This window comes from Actinomadura coerulea (assembly GCF_014208105.1).
Classification (GTDB): domain Bacteria; phylum Actinomycetota; class Actinomycetes; order Streptosporangiales; family Streptosporangiaceae; genus Spirillospora; species Spirillospora coerulea.
Map to the genome: position 1 here is coordinate 2,033,487 of NZ_JACHMQ010000001.1, position 20,136 is coordinate 2,053,622.

26 protein-coding genes are annotated in these 20,136 nt (G+C 75.1%); 12 read left to right on the forward strand and 14 right to left on the reverse strand.

Annotation, left to right across the window (positions count from 1 at the left end):
• Positions 1–46 precede the first annotated feature (46 nt).
• The gene (locus BKA00_RS09370) at positions 47–868 is read left to right on the forward strand and encodes a TetR/AcrR family transcriptional regulator (protein ID WP_185024549.1); all 822 of its coding nucleotides are present in this window, start codon (positions 47–49) and stop codon (positions 866–868) included.
• 4 nt (positions 869–872) lie between these two features.
• On the opposite strand, the gene BKA00_RS09375 is transcribed toward BKA00_RS09370, so the two are convergent.
• Positions 873–1,136 (reverse strand): hypothetical protein, encoded by a 264-nt coding sequence (locus tag BKA00_RS09375; protein WP_185024550.1) that lies wholly within the window; start codon positions 1,134–1,136, stop codon positions 873–875.
• Positions 1,137–1,165: 29 nt separating this feature from the next.
• Between BKA00_RS09375 and BKA00_RS09380 the strand changes: the two genes are divergently transcribed.
• On the forward strand, positions 1,166–1,816 hold the full coding sequence (locus BKA00_RS09380) for a hemerythrin domain-containing protein (protein WP_221493079.1): 651 nt from the start codon (positions 1,166–1,168) through the stop codon (positions 1,814–1,816).
• Between the two features lie 27 nt (positions 1,817–1,843).
• Here the strand turns inward: BKA00_RS09380 and BKA00_RS09385 are convergent, their stop codons facing one another.
• Genes BKA00_RS09385 through BKA00_RS09415 form a run of 7 tightly spaced genes read right to left on the reverse strand, consistent with a single transcriptional unit; the run spans position 1,844 to position 6,324 of the window.
• Entirely contained in the window at positions 1,844–3,667 is a 1,824-nt protein-coding gene (locus tag BKA00_RS09385; RefSeq protein WP_221493080.1) for a complex I subunit 5 family protein, read from the reverse strand.
• A complete protein-coding gene (locus BKA00_RS09390; protein ID WP_185024551.1) occupies positions 3,664–4,017 on the reverse strand; it encodes a sodium:proton antiporter in 354 nt (117 codons plus the stop codon). Before BKA00_RS09390 ends, BKA00_RS09385 begins: the two co-directional genes overlap by 4 nt.
• Positions 4,014–4,736: an MnhB domain-containing protein gene (locus tag BKA00_RS39770; RefSeq protein ID WP_185024552.1), complete on the reverse strand. Its 723-nt coding sequence runs from the start codon at positions 4,734–4,736 to the stop codon at positions 4,014–4,016. The genes BKA00_RS09390 and BKA00_RS39770 overlap by 4 nt, the downstream gene beginning before the upstream one ends.
• Positions 4,733–5,164: a DUF4040 domain-containing protein gene (locus BKA00_RS09400; protein WP_230298831.1), complete on the reverse strand. Its 432-nt coding sequence runs from the start codon at positions 5,162–5,164 to the stop codon at positions 4,733–4,735. The genes BKA00_RS39770 and BKA00_RS09400 overlap by 4 nt, the downstream gene beginning before the upstream one ends.
• A gap of 7 nt (positions 5,165–5,171) precedes the next feature.
• Positions 5,172–5,465 (reverse strand): monovalent cation/H(+) antiporter subunit G, encoded by a 294-nt coding sequence (locus BKA00_RS09405; RefSeq protein ID WP_185024553.1) that lies wholly within the window; start codon positions 5,463–5,465, stop codon positions 5,172–5,174.
• Positions 5,466–5,479: 14 nt separating this feature from the next.
• Positions 5,480–5,746 carry a monovalent cation/H+ antiporter complex subunit F gene (locus tag BKA00_RS09410; RefSeq protein WP_221493081.1) on the reverse strand — a complete coding sequence of 89 codons (267 nt, stop codon included), beginning with the start codon at positions 5,744–5,746 and terminating at the stop codon, positions 5,480–5,482.
• On the reverse strand, positions 5,743–6,324 hold the full coding sequence (locus tag BKA00_RS09415; protein WP_185024554.1) for a hypothetical protein: 582 nt from the start codon (positions 6,322–6,324) through the stop codon (positions 5,743–5,745). The genes BKA00_RS09410 and BKA00_RS09415 overlap by 4 nt, the downstream gene beginning before the upstream one ends.
• 226 nt (positions 6,325–6,550) lie before the next feature.
• On the opposite strand from BKA00_RS09415, the gene BKA00_RS09420 reads away from it, so the two are divergent.
• The 9 genes from BKA00_RS09420 to BKA00_RS40350 all read left to right on the forward strand — a co-directional run bounded on the left by BKA00_RS09420 (position 6,551) and on the right by BKA00_RS40350 (position 10,907).
• Positions 6,551–6,958 carry a hypothetical protein gene (locus BKA00_RS09420; protein ID WP_185024555.1) on the forward strand — a complete coding sequence of 136 codons (408 nt, stop codon included), beginning with the start codon at positions 6,551–6,553 and terminating at the stop codon, positions 6,956–6,958.
• Positions 6,959–7,160: 202 nt separating this feature from the next.
• Entirely contained in the window at positions 7,161–7,595 is a 435-nt protein-coding gene (gene gvpJ, locus BKA00_RS09425; RefSeq protein WP_185024556.1) for a gas vesicle protein GvpJ, read from the forward strand.
• Positions 7,592–8,380: a GvpL/GvpF family gas vesicle protein gene (locus BKA00_RS09430; protein ID WP_185024557.1), complete on the forward strand. Its 789-nt coding sequence runs from the start codon at positions 7,592–7,594 to the stop codon at positions 8,378–8,380. The genes gvpJ and BKA00_RS09430 overlap by 4 nt, the downstream gene beginning before the upstream one ends.
• Positions 8,381–8,386: 6 nt before the next feature.
• Positions 8,387–8,638 carry a gas vesicle protein GvpG gene (locus tag BKA00_RS09435; RefSeq protein ID WP_185024558.1) on the forward strand — a complete coding sequence of 84 codons (252 nt, stop codon included), beginning with the start codon at positions 8,387–8,389 and terminating at the stop codon, positions 8,636–8,638.
• Positions 8,639–8,648: 10 nt separating this feature from the next.
• On the forward strand, positions 8,649–8,906 hold the full coding sequence (gene gvpO / locus BKA00_RS09440) for a gas vesicle protein GvpO (protein WP_185024559.1): 258 nt from the start codon (positions 8,649–8,651) through the stop codon (positions 8,904–8,906).
• A 6-nt stretch (positions 8,907–8,912) separates the two neighbouring features.
• Entirely contained in the window at positions 8,913–9,305 is a 393-nt protein-coding gene (locus BKA00_RS09445) for a gas vesicle protein (RefSeq protein WP_420829671.1), read from the forward strand.
• Positions 9,302–10,195 carry a GvpL/GvpF family gas vesicle protein gene (locus BKA00_RS09450; RefSeq protein WP_185024560.1) on the forward strand — a complete coding sequence of 298 codons (894 nt, stop codon included), beginning with the start codon at positions 9,302–9,304 and terminating at the stop codon, positions 10,193–10,195. The genes BKA00_RS09445 and BKA00_RS09450 overlap by 4 nt, the downstream gene beginning before the upstream one ends.
• Complete coding sequence (locus BKA00_RS09455; protein ID WP_230298832.1) at positions 10,192–10,398, forward strand: gas vesicle protein; 207 nt, start codon at positions 10,192–10,194, stop codon at positions 10,396–10,398. Before BKA00_RS09450 ends, BKA00_RS09455 begins: the two co-directional genes overlap by 4 nt.
• Positions 10,395–10,907, forward strand: coding sequence for a gas vesicle protein K (locus BKA00_RS40350; RefSeq protein ID WP_230298833.1), 513 nt, complete (start codon positions 10,395–10,397; stop codon positions 10,905–10,907). The genes BKA00_RS09455 and BKA00_RS40350 overlap by 4 nt, the downstream gene beginning before the upstream one ends.
• A gap of 47 nt (positions 10,908–10,954) precedes the next feature.
• Here BKA00_RS40350 and BKA00_RS09465 read toward each other — a convergent pair whose 3' ends face one another.
• On the reverse strand, positions 10,955–11,788 hold the full coding sequence (locus tag BKA00_RS09465; RefSeq protein ID WP_221493082.1) for a class I SAM-dependent methyltransferase: 834 nt from the start codon (positions 11,786–11,788) through the stop codon (positions 10,955–10,957).
• Between the two features lie 28 nt (positions 11,789–11,816).
• Between BKA00_RS09465 and pdxR the strand changes: the two genes are divergently transcribed.
• Positions 11,817–13,388 carry a MocR-like pyridoxine biosynthesis transcription factor PdxR gene (gene pdxR, locus BKA00_RS09470; RefSeq protein WP_230298834.1) on the forward strand — a complete coding sequence of 524 codons (1,572 nt, stop codon included), beginning with the start codon at positions 11,817–11,819 and terminating at the stop codon, positions 13,386–13,388.
• Here pdxR and cydC read toward each other — a convergent pair.
• From cydC to BKA00_RS09495, 5 genes are all read right to left on the reverse strand, one after another.
• Positions 13,337–15,055 (reverse strand): thiol reductant ABC exporter subunit CydC, encoded by a 1,719-nt coding sequence (gene cydC, locus BKA00_RS09475; RefSeq protein WP_230298835.1) that lies wholly within the window; start codon positions 15,053–15,055, stop codon positions 13,337–13,339. The genes pdxR and cydC overlap by 52 nt on opposite strands.
• Positions 15,052–16,671 carry a thiol reductant ABC exporter subunit CydD gene (cydD, locus tag BKA00_RS09480; RefSeq protein WP_230298836.1) on the reverse strand — a complete coding sequence of 540 codons (1,620 nt, stop codon included), beginning with the start codon at positions 16,669–16,671 and terminating at the stop codon, positions 15,052–15,054. The genes cydC and cydD overlap by 4 nt, the downstream gene beginning before the upstream one ends.
• Positions 16,672–16,680: 9 nt before the next feature.
• Positions 16,681–17,424 (reverse strand): cytochrome d ubiquinol oxidase subunit II, encoded by a 744-nt coding sequence (locus BKA00_RS09485; RefSeq protein ID WP_185024562.1) that lies wholly within the window; start codon positions 17,422–17,424, stop codon positions 16,681–16,683.
• A 13-nt stretch (positions 17,425–17,437) separates the two neighbouring features.
• On the reverse strand, positions 17,438–18,688 hold the full coding sequence (locus BKA00_RS09490; protein ID WP_185024563.1) for a cytochrome ubiquinol oxidase subunit I: 1,251 nt from the start codon (positions 18,686–18,688) through the stop codon (positions 17,438–17,440).
• Between the two features lie 122 nt (positions 18,689–18,810).
• The gene (locus BKA00_RS09495) at positions 18,811–19,947 is read right to left on the reverse strand and encodes an MFS transporter (protein ID WP_185033929.1); all 1,137 of its coding nucleotides are present in this window, start codon (positions 19,945–19,947) and stop codon (positions 18,811–18,813) included.
• Positions 19,948–20,136: the final 189 nt, after the last annotated feature.

A 20,136-nucleotide genomic window follows, 5' to 3' on the forward strand; every position in this document is an offset into this window, starting at 1 on the left:
AAAGAGATCCTCGATTTCGACAGTTTATGGCATAAGGAGATGCACGGTGGTCGTCTTCGCCGGGCAGGGCGATCCGCGCCGCTCGATGGACCTGCTGTGGCGCGGCGCGCGGGCGCCCCGCACGGGGCCGGGGCCGCGGCCGGGGCTGAGCGTGGAGGTGATCGTGGACACCGCGATCGCCGTCGCCGACGCCGAGGGGATGGCGGCGCTGTCGATGCGCGCGGTCGGGGAGCGGCTCGGCCGCACGGCGATGGCCCTGTACACCTACGTTCCGGGCAAGGCCGAGCTGGTGGACCTGATGTACGACCGCGCGCTGGCCGAGCTGCCCGGCGGCTACGACACCGCGGACGGCTGGCGCGCGGCGCTGATCCGGTGGGCGCGGGACTCCTGGGAGTTCTACCTGCGGCATCCGTGGATGCTGCAGGTGTCGCAGGCGCGCCCCGTGCTCGGGCCGAACGAGTACCGGGCACTGGAGGCGCTGCTGGAAGTGCTGGCCCCCACGGGGCTGCCGGCGCGGGAGGTGCGGCGCGCGGTGTCGGCGCTGTCGAGCGTGGTGCGCGGCGCGGCGCAGACCCTCGCCGAGTCGCGGCAGGCGGTGCGGGCGACGGGCCTGTCGGAGGAGCAGTGGTGGTACGGCCGGGCCGGCGCCCTGGAGGCGCTGGCGCCGGGGTTCAGCGAGCGCTTCCCGCTGGTGGCCTGGCTGAACGCGGAGGACGTCCTCGGCGGGGCCGAGGACGTCCCCTATCTGGAGCAGGCGGCGCGGGAGGCGCTCGAGGGCGGCCTGGCGCTGGTCCTGGACGGCGTCGCCGCCGCCCTGCGCGCCGGAGGGGGCGCCGAGGCGGCCGGCGGCGGGCCCCCGGGCGGCTGAGGAGTCAGCCGAAGATCGCGGCGGGGTCGCCGGTGAGCCAGACGTTGTCGATGACGACGCGGCGCATCACCCAGGCGGGCCCGTCCCCGGCGCGCACGAGCTCGGCGTCGTAGAGGTTCTTCAGCAGGGCGTGGACCGACCGGTCGGCGGTGAGACGGCCCGGGTCCGCGCGTTCACCCGCGCGGCCGTGGACCTGCTCGCCGCCGGCGGCGGCTGACCGGCGGGACGCGGCGTGTGAGGTGGGTCTCTCGGCGGCGCCGGACGTCACATCCGGGCCGCCGAAGGCCTCCTATGAGTATGGAGACCTTCGCGGTCCAGCCGCGCGACATGACCTGCCACACCCTCCTGTACGCCGCCCACCAGGCGTTCCGCCGGGACCTGGACCGGCTCGGGGCGGCCGCGGCGGCGGGCAAGGGCCGGGCGTCGCACGTGCGCGCGGGCTGGGAGAACCTCAAGGAGCAGCTCCGGCTGCACCAGGAGCTGGAGGACGGGTGGCTGTGGCCGCGGGTGGAGCGCGCGGTGGCGGGCCGCCGGGCCGAGCGGGCGGTGCTGGAGGAGATACGCGCCGAGCACGCCCGCCTGGTCCCCCTGATCGCCCGCGTCGACGCGGCGATGGACGCGGCGATGGACGCGGCGGGGCAGGGCGGTGACCTGCCGGCGGCGGTGCGCGAGCTGCGCGAGGCGCTGGAGCGGCATCTGCTGCACGAGGAGATGAGCGCGCTGCCGCTCGCGGAGTCGGTGCTGACCGGTGCGGAGTGGCGGGCGCTGGCCGCCCAGGCGCGAGACCGCTGCGAGGCGGGGACGCCGCTGTTCGTCCCGTGGGTGGTGGACGGGATCGGGCCGGTGGAGCGCAGCCGTTTCCTGACGGCGCTGCCCAGGCCGCTGCGGGAGCTGAACCGGGTGATGTGGGAGCCCCGCTACCGCAAGCGCCGGCTCTGGAGCATCTGACCCGCCTGTGCGGAGGCGGGCCGGGGGTCAGAAGCGGGTGGTGAGCAGGGCCAGGACGGCGACGCCCGCGGTGAGCCAGGCGGCGTAGTCGCCGACGTGGCCCGAGTGCAGTTCGTGCAGGCGGCGGGTGGCGGCGCCGACGGCGCGTGCGAGCGGGGCGCGTGCGGCGGGGGCCGCCGGGCGGGTGCGGGCGGCGCGGCGGACGCCGGCGGCGGCCACGGCCACCGCCAGCAGCAGGGTGACGGCCGATCCGGCGAGGCCCGCGGGGGTCCAGGGCTCGGCGGGCGGGGCGTGCGGGCGGGTGAGGTGGCCGTCCAGGACGAGGGCGGCGTAGGCGTCGCGGTCGGCGAACAGCGCGGCGGCGTCGGCGACGGGCCCGCCGGGCAGCAGCCCGACGGCCAGGCCGGCGGCCAGCAGCGCGACGGCGGGCGCGACCATGACCCAGGGGAGGGACGCGAGGATGCCGGGCGTCTCGGGCCCTTCGTGCTCGCCCTCCTGCGCGCCCGCTTCCGGAGGGCCGGTCTCGCCGGGGTCGCGGCGCAGGGGCATGCCGCGCCACACCACCAGCCACACGCGCAGGACGGCGCCGGCGGTGACGGCGCCGGCGGCGATGGACAGGGGCGTGAACCACCACCAGCCCCGCTCCAGGACGGCGTGCTCGGTGACCGAGTGCCCGGCGAACAGCCCCGACGGCGGGAGGCCGGCCAGGCACAGCGCTCCGATGAGGACGACGGCGCCGGTGACGGGCATGACGCGTCCGCGTCCGCGCAGGTCGCGTGCGTCGACGGTCTGGTACCGGTTCAGCAGCGCCCCGGCGGCGAGGAACAGCGCGCCCTTCACGCCGGCGTGCCCGGCCAGGTAGTAGGCGGTGCCCGACAGCGCCGCGGGGGTGCCGGCGGCGACGCCGACCAGCAGCAGCCCGGCGTGGCTGATGGTGGAGTAGGCCAGCAGCCGTTTGACGTGGTGCTGCAGGACGCACATGACCGCGCCCAGGATCGCTGCGGCGGCGCCGAGGACGGCGACGGCGCGCAGCGGCACCAGCCCGGGGAACACCGCCCAGTAGGTCCGCGCGACCCCGTAGACCCCGAGTTCGACCATGACGCCGGAGAACAGGACGCAGACGGGGGTGGGGGCGACGGCGTGGGCGTCGGCGAGCCAGAAGTGGAAGGGGACGGCGGCGGCCTTGACCAGGTAGCCGGTGCAGATGAGCACGAACGCGGCGGTGATCAGGGCGCCCGGGCGGCCGTGGGCTCCGGTGCCGGTGAGGTGGCGGCCGATGGCGGCCAGTCCGAGCTGCCCGGTGCGGCCGTAGACCAGGGCGATGCCGGCGAGGGTGAGGTAGGCGCCCAGGGACTGGACGATGCCGAAGTTCAGCGCGCCGTGGACGGTGGCGGGCTCCTCGGAGCGGTAGCCGGTGAGCGCGAACGCCACGACGCTCATCAGCTCGAAGAACACGAAGGCGTCGAACAGGTCGCCGGTGTAGACGAACGCGCACATGGAGGCCAGGAACAGCAGGATGAGCGCGTGGAAGACCGCCTGGATCTCGGTGAAGTAGCGCCAGGAGAACGCCAGCGCGGCCAGGGTGAGGGCGGCGGCGACGCAGGCGAGCGCGGCGGCGAGGGGGTCGGCGGCCAGGGGGATGCCGACGCCGGTGCCGGGGCCCCAGCCGCCGAGCCAGGTGACCTGGGGGCGGTGGGGGGCGCGGGCGAGGGTGAGGGCGGTCAGGGCGGTCACGGCGGCGGCGGTGGCCAGGGCGGTGACGTCGACGGCGGGGCGCGGCAGCCGCCGCCCGGTGGCGGCGAGCAGGGCGGCGACCAGGACGGGCAGCGCGACGGTGGCCTGAAGGATCACGGTTCGAGGGGGCGCAGGGCGCCGGGGTCCAGGGTGCCGCGCCGTTTGGCGACCTGGACGGACAGGGCGAGCAGCAGCGCGGTGACGGTGGCGCCGACGACGATGTCGGTGAGGGTCATGGCCTGGACGACGGGGTCGGTGACGGGCCCGCCGGCGGGGGGCGGCGGCCGGTCGGAGAACACCGGGGCGGTGGCGCCGGAGCGGTAGCCGATGGCCAGCAGCAGCACGTAGGTGCCGGACTGGGTGACCGACAGGCACACCACGGCGTGCACGAGGTCGCGGGTGGTGACGATGCCGTAGAGGCCGGCGAGCATGATCCAGCCGGCGGTGAGGTAGGGGACGGTGCTCACGCGGGCTCCCGCGGGTCGCCGGCCGGGGGGTGTTCGCGGATCAGGAGGGCCTGTTCGAAGAACTTGCCGAGCAGCAGGACCAGCGCGCAGCCGACCTCCACCCCGACGGCGGTGTTGAGGGCGGGGACGCGCCCGGCGGGGGAGGCGCCGGCGGCGGCCAGGGCCAGCAGGACGAACGCGGCGGCGGCGACGGCCTCGGTGGACTCGAACACCGGGATGGGCCGCAGCCGCTGCAGGGCGGGGTAGTCGCCGGCCAGGTAGAGCAGGTGGATCGCGGTGCCGAGGATGACGCCGCCCTGGAAGCCGCCGCCGGGGGACTGGGCGCCGTGCGCGACGATGTAGACGCCGGTGAGCAGGGTGAGGGGGAGCAGCAGGTGACCGACGATGCGCAGCGCGTCGGAGACCTCGGCGGGCCCGTGCCGGTGGGTGGCGCCGCCGCGCTCGTCCTCGCTGCGCACGACGCGCAGCAGCGCCACGGCGGCGATCGCCGCCGACAGCAGGATGAGCTCCTCGCCGAGGGTGTCGAAGGCGCGCTGGTCGAAGTTGACGGAGGAGACCACGTTGGGGGTGCCCCGCAGCACGGCGTGGTGGACGGCGCGGTCGGCGTAGGGGTGCAGGGAGCCGCCGAACGCGGGCAGGCCGAGGGTCCCGCCGGTGAACAGGGCGGCGGTCCCGGCGGCGCCGGCGGCGAACAGGGTGACGCGGGTGCGGGGCCTCACCGGCGCGCCTGCCCGCCGTCGTGCGGGCCCCCGCTGGGCCCGTCCGTGCTGGGCCCGCTCGCGCCTTGGCGGCGGGGCTCGGCGCGTTCTGCTCCGCTCCTGTCCTTGTCGGTGTCGCGGTAGCGGCGGGTGGCGTGCAGGGCCAGCACGACCAGCAGCGGCACCAGGACGGTCCCGACGCCGATCTGGGACATCGCGACGTCGGGGGCCTGGAGGATGAGGAACAGCAGGCCGAGGACCATCCCGTACCCCGACAGCACGATCGCCTGGCGGACGGGGTCGCGGGTCAGGACGACGGCGGTGGCCATGAGCGCGGCGAGGGCGAGGGCGGCGGCGATGAGGGCGTCGGCGAGCGGCCCGGACAGCGCGTCGGGCGCCGCCGCGGTCCCGGCGCCGATCCCGGCGGCGAGCGTGAGGGTGGCGGTCACGGCGGGTTCACTCCGATCGGCCGGCGGTGCGTTCGACGGCCTGCCCGGCGGTGGCGACCGTGGCGGGGCCGGTCGCGGCGAGCAGGACGGCGATGACGGCGAGCTTGGCGACGTCGTGCCAGGACGACCAGGGCCGCAGCGCCAGCCCGGCGATGAGCAGCGGCGCTGCCAGGGCGGTGACGGGCGCGACGGCGTGCAGGCGGGCGGCGGCGCCGCGGGTGCGGGGCAGCCGCAGCCCGGCGGCGACGGCGATGGCGGTCCCGGCCCACGTCAGCGTGTCGGCGAGCAGGTCCAGACTCATCGGGGCCCTCCCTTTCACAGGGTCCGGCTCAGGAACCGGGCGAACACCAGGGATCCGGCGAACGACAGCAGCGCCAGGACCAGGGCGACATCGAGGTAGGCGGGCCGGCCGTAGGCGGCGGCCAGCAGCACCAGCACGAGGGTGACCAGCGGCCCGGTGACGATCAGGCCGGCCAGCCGCCGGGCGGGCGGTCCGCGCAGCGTGGCCAGCAGCGCCGGGAGCAGCGCGCCGATCATGAGGGCCAGGGCGGGTATCGCGGTGCCCGCGGCGTCGGTCTTCACGGCGGCCCTGCCCGGTGCCGCCCGGCGGGCCGGGCGGGGTCGCCGACGAGCCCGGCGCGCCGCAGGCTCCGCTCGAACGGCGAGGGGCCGGTCAGGCGGTGCACGCGCAGCAGCGCGCGTTCGGGGTCGGCGCCGCCGACGTAGGTGCCGGGGGAGGTCGACATCAGCAGGGTCGCGGCGCCCCGCCCGGCGGGGCCGGGCGGGCAGGCCAGCGTCGTCCAGTCCCCGCCGGACGCGCCGCGCAGGGTGATGCGGGCGGTGTCGGCGACGATCTGGGCGGGGAGCCGGGCCAGGGGCGCGAGGAGCCGCCCGGCCGCGGCCGGGCGGCCGGTCCCGTCCCCGCCCGCGGTGCGGGCGGTGCCGGTGGTGAGCAGGGCCCGGCGCGCGGCGACCGCCGCCGCGGCGCCCGCGGCGGCGGTGAGCGCGCCGAGGGTGATCTCGGTGATGGAGATGGTCGACACCAGGGCCAGGTACACCGCCAGCAGCGCCGTCCACCAGCCCAGCGGCTCGGCGGCGCGCCGGGCGGGGCCGGGTCGCGGCCGCGGTGGCGGCGCGCCCGGCGGCTCATCGGGTGGCATGGGGTTCGGCATACCCGGAGCGAGGGTTCCAACCGTCGGCACCGGACGCCGGCGGTGTCGCGGTCCGCGGGGCCGGGACACCGCCGCGGGCGGCCGGCATGTTTGCGGTGGCCGGGTGGGGTAGGCCGCGGTACGGCCGACGAACGCGATTCTTCCCCTGCGGGCCGCCGCGCCCGGCGCGGCGGCCCGCGGGTTCGGCAGGAAGATCCCCCCGACGGAAGGACGGATGATGGAGACCCCCTCGGTCCCGGGCAACGGGTCCGGACAGGCGAGCAAGAACGTGAGCAGGGCGGCGGGTAAGGCGGCGGGCACGGCCGAGGCCGCCGGCACGGGCGCCAAGGACACCGCCAAGACCACCGCGAAGGGCACGAAGGACACCGCGCAGGGCACGGCCAAGGGCACGGCGGGCACCGCCAAGGGCGCTGCGCAGGGCGCCAAGGGCGCTGCGCAGGGTGCGGCGAAGACGGCGGGGACGGGCGTCGCGCGGGCCGGCGGCCAGGTGGCGGCGCTGCCGGGCCGTGTGGCGGGCGTGGCCAAGCTCCTCACGCTCGGCCGGTTCCTGCGGGCGGTGCCGGTGGCGGGCGCGGCCGTCGCCGGGATCGTCGTCGGGCGCCTGACCGCCCGCAAGCGCTGAGCCCCGGCACCCGGGAAGTTCGTGGAGAGGGCGACGCCCCCGCAGAACCCGTTCTGCGGGGGCGTCGCACGCGCTTGGACGGACATTTCGTCTTGACCGGGTCATAACCGGAAACAGATCTCCTGTTTAGGCAGACCGAGACGGGTACACCGGGGTTCATGCTTCACCCCCTAACGGGTCAACCCCGAGAAGGAGCGATCACATGACTGGGCCGATCGCCCAGCAGACTTCGGGCAGCAATGTCGTGCAGCGCGGCGGCTCCGGCAGCGGCCTCGCCGACGTGGTCGACCTGATCCTGGAGAAGGGTCTGGTCATCGACCTGTACGCGCGGGTCTCGCTGGTGGGAATCGAGATCCTCACGATCGACGTGCGGATCGTGGTCGCCAGTGTCGACACCTACCTGCGGTTCGCCGAGGCGGTGAACCGTCTGGACATCGCTCACGACGGCACCTCGCAGGGCCTGCCGGAGTTCGTTGGCGGAATGCAGGAGTCGGGCGCCAAGAAGAAGACGCGCGGTGCCCTGGAAGGGGCGCAGGACCGGCTGAAGGAGACCTTCGGCGGCGACTCCGACAACGAAGAGGAAAAGGAACCCGCACGGCGCCGTTCGTCGCGCAAGAAGGAGGACGAGGAAGAATGAGCACGCCTCAGACCCCCGGCGGCTCTGAGGCCGGGGACCGGATCCCGCAGTACGTGTACGGGGTGACCCGGTCGGGCGTGGCGCTGCCCCCGGACCTGGCCGGGCTCGACGACCGCCCGGTGTCGCTGGTGGAGAACGGAGGCACTGCCGCCGCCGTCGTCAGCGACCTGCCGGCCGACCGGGCCCTGGGCGAGCGCGCCGACCTGGTCGCGCACCAGCGAGTGCTGAACGCGCTGGTCGACGCCGGGACCGTGGTCCTGCCGTTCCGGTTCGGGGCCGCCCTGGCCGACCGCGGCGCGGTGGAGAAGGAACTCCTGGCCGACAACACCGAGCGCTTCGCGCAGGTCTTGGACCAGCTGGAGGGCCGCGTCGAGCTGCGCCTCAAGGGCACCTACGTCGAGGACGCGGTGCTGCGCGAGATCATGCAGAACGACCCGGAGGTCGCCGAGCTCGCGCAGCGGCTGCGGGAGGTCCCGGCCGACGCCGCCGACGCGGTCTACTACGACCGGGTCCGGCTCGGCGAGCTGATCGCGCAGTCGATGCAGCGGCTCCGGGAGAGCGACGAGCAGGTCCTGCTGGACGGGGCCGCGTCGGCCGCCGAGGCGTTCACGCGCAAGACCCCGGCCCGCGAGGAGGACGTCCTGGACGCCTCCTTCCTGGTCAGCGCCGACCGCCGCGCCGCGTTCGAGGAGGCCGTGGAGAAGCTCGGCCGGCAGCACGGGGACCGGATCCGCATCCGGCTGATCGGCCCGCTGCCGCCCTACGACTTCGTTCCGGAGGCGTAACAGGCGATGGGATTCTTCTCCGGGCTGGTCACCGCGCCCCTGGCGCCCGTCAAGGGCGTGATGTGGCTGGCCGAGACCCTGACCGAGCAGGCCGAGGCGCAGCTGTACGACCCGGGGCGGATCGCCGCGGAGATGCAGCAGGTGGCCGACGAGGCCGCCGCCGGCGAGATCACCGAGGAGGAGGCCGCCGAGCGCGAGGAGGAGCTGATCCGCCGGTTGAACGAGGGCCGCGCACGCGGCTACCAGCCGGGCGGCTAGGAGGCCCGTGATGTTGTCCGCGTCCAAGGCCGCCGCGCTGGCGGTCGAGCACGTCACCGCGATGACCGGCCGCAGGGCCGAGAGCGTCGTGGGAATGGAGCGCACGGAGGAGGGCTGGCGCGTCAAGGTGGAGGTCGTGGAGACCCACCGCATCCCCGATTCGGCGGACATCCTCGCGGTCTACGACACCGAGGTGGACGCCGAGGGGGAGCTGGTGAGCTACCGGCGCGCCGGCCGCTACGCCCGCGGACGAGTGGAGAGGAACTGAGCGGCTGTGAGTGAGATCTCCTGGACCGGCCAGCGCTCGCCGGCGCGGTCGGTGGCCGGGGAGCGGCAGGGCGCCAACCTGGCCGACCTGCTGGAACGCATCCTCGACAAGGGGATCGTGATCGTCGGGGACGTCCGGGTGAACCTGCTGGACATCGAACTGCTGACGATCAAGCTTCGGCTGCTGGTGGCATCGGTGGACCGGGCCAAGGAAATGGGCATCGACTGGTGGGAGCACGACCCGTCCCTGTCGTCCAAGGCCCGGCAGAAGGAGCTGGACGGCCAGGGCGACCGCGAGCTGCTGGAGGAGAACCGGCGGCTGCGCGAGCGCCTGGCCGCCCTCGAGGCGGGCGCCGAGGGCACCGCCGAACGCACCGGAGACGGGAAGGAGCCATCATGACCGCCCCCGGGTTCGCCGACCGGGCCGCCGGTGCCCACGGCGCCGCCGAGCCAGCCGGCACCGGCGTCTACCTGTACGGAGTGGCGCGGGGCCTGGACCCGGCCGCGCTGGGCGACACCCCCGGGGTGGCGGGCGCGCCGGTGCGCGGCGTGGTCGCGGCCGGGCTGACCGCGCTGGTCAGCACCGTCCGGCTCGACGAGTACGGGGAGTCGGCGCTGCGCGCCAACCTGGAGGACCTGGAGTGGCTGGAGGCCACCGCCCGCGCCCACCACGACGTGGTGGACCGGGCCGCGCACGCCGCCCCGACCGCGCCGGTGCGGATCGCGACCATCTACCGCGACGACGCCCGCGTCGCCGAGGTGCTCACCGACGAGGGCGGACGGTTCACCGAGGTCCTCGACCTGATCGACGGCCGCTCCGAGTGGGGCGTGAAAGCCTACGCCGACCCCGCACTGCTGCGCGGCGACACCGGCCGCGACGGCCCCGACCCCGGTGGGGGGCTCGCGCCGGGCGCCGAGTCCCTCACCGGCCCCCACCAGGGCGCCGCGGGTACGGCCCCCGCCGGGCCGGGGGCGGCGTACCTGCGGCGCCGGCAGCAGGAGCGCCGGCGCCGCGCCGACGCCGGCCGCCGGGTCGGCGAGCAGGCCGACGCGGTCCACGCCGAACTCGCCGACCACGCCGTGGCGTCACGGCACCACCCGCCGCAGGACCCGCGCCTGTCGGGCCGGGCGGACACCCAGATCCTCAACGTCGCCTACCTGCTGGACGAGGAGCAGGTGGAGGGGTTCCTGGCGGTGGCGCGGGCGGCCGGCGAGAGGCTGGCGGGCATCGAGGTGGAGGTGACGGGGCCCTGGCCGCCCTACTCCTTCATCGAGCCGGGGGCGGCGTGACGGCCGTCCTGGACCAGGGCCGCGACGTCCCGATGGAGCGGATCGCCCTGGTCGACCTGCTGGACCGGCTGCTGGCGGGCGGCGTCGTCATCACCGGCGACCTGGTCATCTCGATCGCGGGCGTGGACCTGGTGGAGGTGTCCCTGCGGGCGCTGATCACCTCCGTCCGCGACGAGCTGCTGCCCGAGGAGGAACGACCGTGACCCGACCCGACCGCCGGCCCCCCGGCCCGACCGGCGCCGGGCCCGCCGCGCGCGGCGACCGCGAGCGGGGGAGCCGCGAACCGGTGAGCGGGGAGGTGTCGGTGCGCGACCCCGCCGTCGGCGACCCCTTCACCGACGACATCCTGGCCGGCCGCACCGAGTCCTCCCACGGGGACGCCCCGGTGCGCGCCGCGCCGGTGCGCGAGGCGGACCTGCGGGAGCGGTCCTCGCGCACGATGCAGCGGCTGCGCTCCGACCCCGAGACGGTCGAGCGGGACCTGGTGAAGCTGGTGCTGACCCTGGTCGAACTGATCCGGCAGCTCATGGAGCGGCAGGCGCTGCGCCGCGCCGAGGGCGGCGACCTCACCGACCAGCAGATCGAGGATCTGGGGCTGGCGCTGATGCGCCTGGACGAGGCGATGACCCGCCTGAAGGACCACTTCGACCTCGACGACCACGACCTCAACCTCGACCTCGGCCCGCTCGGCCCGCTCCTGCCCGACAACTGAGCGGCCCACCGACCGGGCCGCTTCTGGCCCGGCCCCGGGGGCGGCTCTCACTCCGGGTTCACGGCGGTGGCTTTGAAGAACGTGTAGTGGAACGTTCCGTCGGCGTCCGCGGCGCGGTGCAGGTCGGCGACCCCCCGGTCGAAGTCGGCCGGGGCGGCCAGCCCCGCCGCGACGGCCTCGCCGCGCACCGACTCGATCATCGCGGTGAAGGTGTCGCGGGTGAAGGCCCGCCGCAGATCGGGCCGCGCCCGGTCGGCGTACACGGTCCGCGGGACCACGCCGACCCGCGCGTACCCGGCCTCGGCCAGCAGCGGCCCCAGCCGCCGCCCGAGCAGGGCGTCGCCGCCCGCCGCGGACTGCAACGCGACCTGATGGGCGATCGCGGCGCGCGCGTGGGCGCTGTCAGGGTGGAAGAACGCCGACCCGTGGTCGCCCTCGACGGCCGTGAGGGTCCCCCCGGGCCGCAGCACCCGCCGCAGACCCGCCAGCACGGCGCGCGGGTCGGGCAGATGCTCCAGCACGAAGCACACGAACACGTGGTCGAACTCCGCGTCGCCGAACGGCAGGTCCCGCAGGTCGGCGCACCGCCACCGCACCCGCGCCGCGGGGGAGGACGCCTCGACGCGGGCACGCGCCTGCTCCAGCGAGGCGCGCGAAAGGTCCACGGCGGTCAGGCGCACGCCGGGGGAGCGCGCCACCAGATGCACCGTCTGCGCCCCCACCCCGCAGCCGGCCTCCAGCACCCGGCTGCCCGCCGGATAGGCGGTCCCGTCGTGCACCAACGCGGCCAGCGCGTCGGCCTGGTCGCCGAGCCGCCGCGACTCCCGTCCCGAGTACCCGTGCACATAGCCGCCGGGACCGTCCGTCATCGTGGTTTCCATGCGACCACCGTGGCCGCACAATGGCCCGGTGAACAGGTCCAAAGACGGCGAACCGAACAGGTCCGTAACGCCGGGGTCGGACTTCCTGCAACTCGACCCCGCCGACGCCCCGCCCGGCGGGCTCGCCGACTGGCTCGCCGGACGCCTCCGCGACGCCGTCGCCGACGGCCGCCTGCCCGTCGGGACCCGCCTGCCCGCCACCCGCGTCCTGGCCGCCGAACTGCGCGTCTCCCGCGGCGCGGTCACCGAGGCCTACCAGCGGCTGGCCGACGAAGGCCACCTCGCCGGACGCGGCCGAGCCGGCACCATCGTCGTCGCGGCCCCCCTCACCCCGGCCCCCGTGCCCCTGCCCGAACGCCCCAGCCGGGCGGCCACCACCCCGGCGCCCTCCGCCTCGTTCCCCACGCACCCCGGCCCCGACATATTCGACGTCCTGCGCGACCTGCCCGCCCGCATCGACCTGTCACCCGGCCTGCCCGACCTCGCCGCGTTCCCGCGCGCGGCCTGGCAGCGCGCCGAACGGACCGTCCTGCGCGACCTGCCCGCCGCAGGCCTCGGCTACGGCGACCCGCGCGGCACCCCCGCCCTGCGCACCGCCGTCGCCGCCTGGCTCGCCCGCTACCGCGGCATCAGCGCCGACCCCGCCGGCATCGTCGTCGTCGCCGGCACCGCCCAAGCCCTCGGCCTCGTCGCCCGCGTCCTGGCCCGCGAGGGCATCGACCGGATCGCCGTGGAGGACCCCGGCTCCCTCGGCGTCCGCCAGCACCTGGCGCACTGGGGGATGACCACCCCGCCCGTCCCCGTCGACACCGCCGGCATCCGCGTCGACCGCCTCCGCGCCACCGGAGCCCCCGCCGTCCTGCTCACCCCCGCCCACCAGTTCCCCACCGGCGCCGTGCTCGGCGGCGACCGCCGCCGCGACCTCACACGCTGGGCCGCCGCGGGCGGCCTGGTCATCGAAGACGACTACGACGCCGAACACCGCTACGACCGGCCCCCCGTCCCCGCCCTGCGCTCCATGCTCCCCGACCGCGCCTTCTACCTCGGCAGCGTCTCCAAACTCCTCGCCCCGGCACTGCGGACCGGCTGGATCCTGCCCCCGGCCCAGCACCTGGACGCCGTCATCGCCGAGAAACGCTTCGCCGACCTCGGCAACGCCGCCCTCCCGCAACTCGTCCTCGCCGAACTCATGAACTCAGGCGAGATGGAACGCATCCTGCGGCTCCTGCGCCGCCGCCACCGCCGACGCCGCGACACGATGATCGAGGCCATCGCCGCGCACCTGCCCACCGCCGCCGTCCACGGCGCCGCCGCCGGACTGCACCTGACCATCACCTTCCCCGGCCGCCCAGGCACCCTCCACGACACCGCCCTCGCCGCGGCCGCACTGGAACACGGCGTCAAAACCCACCCGCTGTCATGGCACGCACAACGCCCCCACCCGCCCGGGCTCGTCCTCGGCTACGCCGCCGTCCCCGCCTCAGCCATCACCGACGCCATCGCCGCCCTCGCCCGGGCCCTCCACCACACCGAACATCACGCCGAACATCACGCCGCCGCCCGAGCCGCCAGAAGCTCCGCCTCCCAAAGATCGCGGTAAGCGCCCGGCACCGCCAGCAACTCCTCGTGCCGCCCCCGCTGCACCACCCGACCCCGATCCAGCACCACCACCTCGTCGGCCGCGCCCAACGCCGCCAGCCGATGCGTCACCAGCAGCAGCGTCCCGCCCCCCGGCGCCTCCAGCAGCTCCCGCGTCACCGCGTCCGCCGCCACCGGATCCAACCCCTCCGTCGGCTCGTCCAGAACCAGCACCGGCGGATCGGCCAGCAGCGCCCGCGCCAGCAGCAGACGCTGCCGCTGCCCGCCCGACAGGCCACGCCCACCCGCCCCCACCACGGTGTCCCACCCGTCCGGCAACTCCCGCACCACCTCGGCGAACCGCGCCCGCTCCGCCGCCGCCCACAACCGCGCCTCGTCCGCGTCCGGACGCGCCAGCAGCACATTCGCCCGCACCGACGCCGCGAACACGTGCGCGTCCTGCGCCAGCCCCCGCACCGCCGCCCGCACATCCCCAGGCGCGAACCCTCCCACGTCCCGCCCACCGAGCAGCACCGCACCCGACGCCACCGGCACATCCCCCGACACCGCCGCCAGCAGCGTGCTCTTGCCCGCGCCGCTCGCCCCCACCACCGCGACGCGCCGGCCACGCTCCACGCGCACATCCACCCCGTCCAGCGCCACCCCCTCCCCGTAGGCGACACGCACCCCCAGCAACTCCACCCCGAGCGGGCCCCCCGGCACCGCCACCGGACGCGCCGGACACGGCGCCGGGGGAGCGGCCAGCACCGCCCCGACCCGCCGCACCGCCGGCGCCACCTCCCGCAACCGCTGCGCCGCACCCGCAAGCGGCAGCACCGACTCCACCGCCACCAGCGCCGTCAACGCCACCACCGCCGCACCCACCTCGTCCACGCCCGCCCGCAACCCCGCCCACGCCACCCCGGCGACCGTCACGCCCTGTACCACGAAACCCGCCGCCGACACCGCCGCCGACACCCGCGCCGCCGACCGCTCCGCCCGCTCCAACCCCCGCACCGCGTCCCGCGCCCGCTCCGCGAACCGCCCCGACGCACCGAACATCGCCAGATCCCGCGCACCCTCCAGCACGTCCAGCGACCGCACCGCCAACACCTGGCGCCCCTCCGCCATCCGCACCGCCGCACGCCCACCGGCCACCGCCGCCACCACCGGCAGCACCACCCCCGCCACCAGCAGACCCACCCCCAACACCACCGCCGCCGACGCCTCCACCAGCGCGCACACCGCCACCCCCGCGGCCCCGCACACCACCCCCGCCGCCACCGGCAGCACGCACCGCAACAGCAGATCCTGCACGGCATCCACATCCGACACCATCCGCGTCAGCGCGTCGCCGTCCCGCACCCGCCGCGCACCCGGCCCCGCCGCCGCCAACGCGTCGAACACCCGGCCCCGCAACTCCGCCAGCGCCCGCAACGCCGCGTCATGCCCGGCCAGCCGCTCCACATACCGCAGCGACCCCTTCGCCAGCGCGAACCCCCGCACCGCCACGATCGCCACCGACAAAGCCCCCAGCTCCGGACGCTGCGACGCCCGCGCGATCAGCCACGCCGCCGCCGCGATCAACCCCAGCCCGCACAGCTCCGCCGCCGCACCCGCCACCCCCGCCGCCACCAGCCGCACCGCGTGCGGGCGCACCGCACCCCACACCCCCGACGCGCCCCTCACGCCGCCTCCTCACCGACAAGGCCCGGCCGCCCGCACACCCGGCCGCCCTCCAACCGCACCACCCGGTCCACCGCCCGCAGCAACGCCGGACGATGCGCCACCAGCACCGCCGTCCGCCCCGCCAGCAACCGCACCGCCGCATCCACCAGCACCCGCTCACTGTGCAGGTCCAGCCGCGCAGTCGGCTCGTCCAGCAGCATCACCGGGCCCCCCGACAGGAACGCCCGCGCGATCGCCAGCCGCTGCCGCTGCCCCGCCGACAACCCCGCACCGCCCTCACCCAGCACCGTCGCCAGCCCCTCCGGCAACTCCTCGACGAAGTCCGCCGCGGCCGCCCGCGCCGCCTCCCGCACCCGCTCCGCCCCCGCCGCCGGATCACCCAGCCGGATGTTGTCGGCCACCGACGCCGCGAACAGATGCGGCCGCTGCGGCACCCACCCCACCCGCGCCCGCCACGCCGCCACCTCGAGCTCCGCGAGATCCACACCGTCGACCAGCACCCGCCCCGAATCGGGCGGCACCAACCCCGCCAGCACCAGCAGCAGCGTCGACTTGCCCGCCCCCGACGGCCCCGTCACCGCCACCCGCTCACCCGGCCGCACCCGCAGCGACACCCGGTCCAACGCCGCCTCCGCCGCACCCGGATACCGGACCGTCACCTCCTCCAGCACGATCTCCGGAGCCCCCTCACCCACCACCCGGCCACCAGACCCCGACACCGCCGGCGCGTCCAGCACCGCGAACACCTCCCGCGCCGCCGCCACCCCCTCCGCGCTGGCATGGAAACGCTGCCCCATCGCCCGCAACGGCAGATACACCTCCGGCGTCAGCACCAGCACCAGCAGACCCGTCGCCAGCGCCATCTCCCCGCCCAGCAACCGCAACCCCACCGGAACCGCCACCACCGCCACCGACAACGCGCACACCAGCTCCAGCACCAGCGACGACAGGAACGCCACCCGCAGCGCCCGCACGCTCGCCCGCCGATGCTCGCCCGCCAGCTCCCGCACCACCACCGACTGATGACCCGTCCGCCCGAACGCCCGCAACGTCCCGAGCCCCGCCACCACGTCCCGGAAATGCCCGCCCAGCCGGTGCAGCAGCCCCCACTGCCGCCCCGTCAGCGCCGCCGTCCGCATCCCCACCAGAGCACCGAACACCGGCACCAGCGGAACCGTCACCACCACCACCAGCGCCGACGCCCAATCCGCAGCCACCAGCCGCACCAGCACCACCACCGGCACCGCACACGCCGCCACCACCTGCGGCACATAACCCGTGAAGAACGGATCGACCGCGTCCAGCCCCCGCGTCAGCAACGTCACCCGCGCGCCCGCATCACCCGCCGCCCGCTCCAGCAGCCCACCCCGCAGCCCCGCCTTCACCCGCGCCGCCGCCCGGCCCGCCACCAGCGCCACCACCCACGCCAGCAACGCACGCCCGGCCACCGCCACCGCCACCCACGGCAACGGCCCCGCGTCCAGGCCCGCCACCGCCCGCACCAGCAACTCCGCCTGCACCACCAGCAGAACGCCCTGACCCGCCGCCAGCACCCCCAGCAGCACCATCACCCGGCCAGGAACCAACCGCAGCAGACGCCGCTCGACACCCTTCACCCCGGCCCCCTACAGGTACGAGGGCGACTCCACACGCCCCCGGAACGTCCACCACACCAGCGCCTGCGACGCCAACAGCAACGGCAGCACCACCACCGTCACCACCGCCGTCATCGTCAACCCCGCACCCTCGGCCACCACCCGCGACCACTCCACCTGCACCCCGGCCACCACCGGCGCCCCCGCCAACACCAGCGCCGACAACCCGTACCGCGCCGGAACCCGCCTCGCACGCTCCGCCAACCCCACCGGCAGCCGCCACCGAGCGAAACCCGCACCGTGCCAGGCGAACACCACCGCCAACGGCAACCCCGCGACACTCCCCACACCCAGCCCGCCACCGGCCAACACCGAACCCAGCACCGACCCCCACGCCAGCGCCAGCGCCCAACTCCCCGCCACGATCGCCGCGTCACACCCGCCACGCCACCGCGCCGCGTCCACCCGGCCCCGCAACCACAACCCCATGTCCCGCACGACCCACCCGAACAGCAGCACCGCGAACAGCGGATACAACTCCTCAAGCAACCCGTGCTCCAACCCCGGGAACGCGCCCGCCACCAGACCCGCCGCCGCCACCAACCACACCTCGTTGCCCAGAAAGAACGGCGCGAACGACGCGATCACCAAACGCCGCTCACGCTGGTCCCGCCCCAGCCACGGCAGCAGCATCCCCACCCCGACATCCGCGCCCGCCAGCACCAGATACCCGGCGGAGAACACCGCCAGCAACACCACCGCGAGAGAATCCATCACCAGGCTCCTGTCAGAACGTCGGGCTCATCACCGGCGCGGCCGGCTCCGCCGGGGGAGGGGCACCCAGCCCCACCCCCTCCGGACCCCGCCGCGCGAACCGCGCCAGCAGCCACGCGTTCACCCCGAACAGCACCGCGAACAGCACCGAGAACGCCGCGAACGACACCGTGACCGTCCCCGACCCCACACCCGGCGACAGCGCGTCCCGCGTCTTCAGCACCCCGTACACCATCCACGGCTGCCGCCCCACCTCACGGAACACCCACCCCGCCACCATCGCCACATACGGCAGCGGCACCGCCGCGATCATCAGCACGTGGAACACCCGCCCCCGCACCAGCCACCGCCCGAACGGGAACTTCACCAGCGCCACCGCCGCCACCAGCAGCATCAACATCCACATCGTCATCATCAGCGCCTCGCCGACCCCCGCCAGCACCGGCGGACGGTAGTCGTCCGGCCCGAACCGCGCCGTGAAGTCCGCCACCGCGGCCGCCGCCTTGTGCCCGCCCGTCTTCGTCGGCTGCGCGTACTGGAACTGCATCCCCCCGAACACCACCACCGGCATCACCGACACCATCACCGTCAGCAACCCGATCCGCATCGACCGCCGGAAGAACTCCACCTCCGCCGTCCGCCGCAGCAGGTGGAACCCGCTCACCCCCGCCATGAAGAACCCCGCCGTCAGCAACCCCCCGAACAGCACATGAAAGAACGCCAGCAACGCCGTCGGATTCGCCAGCAGCGCCCCCACATCGTCCAGCCGCGCCACACCGTCCACCATCACGAACCCCACCGGACGCTGAAGCCACCCGTTCGCCACCAGCACGAAGTACGCCGACAGATACGCCGTCAACGTCACCACCCAGATCAGCGCCAGGTGCACCCACCGGTTCAGCCGATCCCACCCGAAGATCCACAACCCCAGGAACGTCGACTCCACGAAGAACGCCACGATCGTCTCCAGCGCCAGCGGCGCACCGAACACGTTCCCCGTCACCCGCGACAGCCCCGACCAGTTCATCCCGAACTGGAACTCCATCACCAACCCGGTGACGATCCCCACGGCATAGTTGATGACATACAACTGCCCCCAGAACCGCACCATCCGCGCATGCACCGCACTGCCCGACACCGCCGCCCGCGTCTGCGTCAACGCCACCAGCGTCGCCAACCCCAGCGTCAGCGCCACGAACATGAAATGCGTGCCGGCCGTCAACGCGAACTGCACCCGCGCCAAGTCCAGCGGGTCCGCACCCATCAGCACACGCTCCAAGAATCGATCCGCAACGACCCCACGATCCTCGGCCCCCACCCACCGCCAACGAATCCGGCCAAAGCGTTCAACCGCAATGCGCCTTTCGCGTACCGGCCACCCGCCGCCTACGACTCCGGATGTACACGGCCCCGCCGCGCCCCCAACCCCAGCACGACCGCCACCACCACGTACGGCACCGCCGCCACCCCCATCAACACCCCCGCACCCGCCCACCGCGACCCCACCGCATACCCCCCGTACACCAGCACCGCCACCGCCTCCGCCCCGAACCCCGCCACCGACGTCACCGTCGCCCGCGCCCCATCACCCACCCGCTCCTGCAACCGCGCGTCCGCCCCCGCCATCGCCCACCGGAACACCCCGAACGCCACCGCCACCAGCACCAGCCCACCCGGCCGACCACCCAGCGACCCCACCGCCAGACACACCGCACCCACCCCGAGCACCGGCGCGAGCCACCGCACACCCCGCCCCGCCGCCCAACCGCCCGCCGCATCACCCGCCGTCACCAACAGCACCAGCAACGGCACCGCCGACGCCGCCACACCCGTCGACCGCACCAGCAGCGGCACATACTCATCCAGCGCGGTCACACCCTCCAGAACCACCACCAGCACCAGCGCCCGCCGCACCGCCGGCTCACCCCGCACCTGCGCCCACCCCTGACGCACCACCGACCCCAGCGACGGCTCCTCCGCGTCCCCACCGCCACCCCTGGACTCCGGCAGGAACCACCCCACCACCGCACAACCCACGCAAGCCGCCACACTCGCCGCACCCAGCCCCCGGTACCCCCACACCGCCAGCACCGGAGACGCCACCGCCGACGCCGCCACCACCGCCAGCAGCGACACCGCCTCACAACGCCCGACCAACCGCGCATAGGCGCCCGGCGCCCCCACCCGCTGCAACTCCTCGTACACCAGCGCCTGCATCGTCCCCGAACACAGCGCCGACCCCGCGCCCCACAGCACGAACCCGACCGCGAACACCGGATACGAAGGAAAGAAAGCCCACAGCACGAAACCCGCGCCCGGCAGCAGGGGAGCGACCACCAGCAGCAACCGCCGCGAGAACACATCCGCCCACAAACCGGACGGCAACTCCAGCGCGAACGCCGTGACCGACCAGATCACGAACAGCGACGAAACAGCGGCGGGGGAGAGCCCGGTCTCGGAGAACAGCACCGCGTAGACCGGGTACAGAAGAACGAAATCCTTGAGGAACGCGTAGCCGTACAGCCTCCGCGCGAGCCCCGCCTCAGGTGAAGATCAATGTCGTCGGCGCATGCCCGCACCCTAACCCGCACACATCCACCCACGCACCAGGAAATCCACCAAGGAGCCCTGCGGCACAGAGCCCGTATCGTCTATCTGGCTCACCTGGTCCGGGACCTGGAGATCCCGATCGACCGCCTCCTGGCGGTGCTG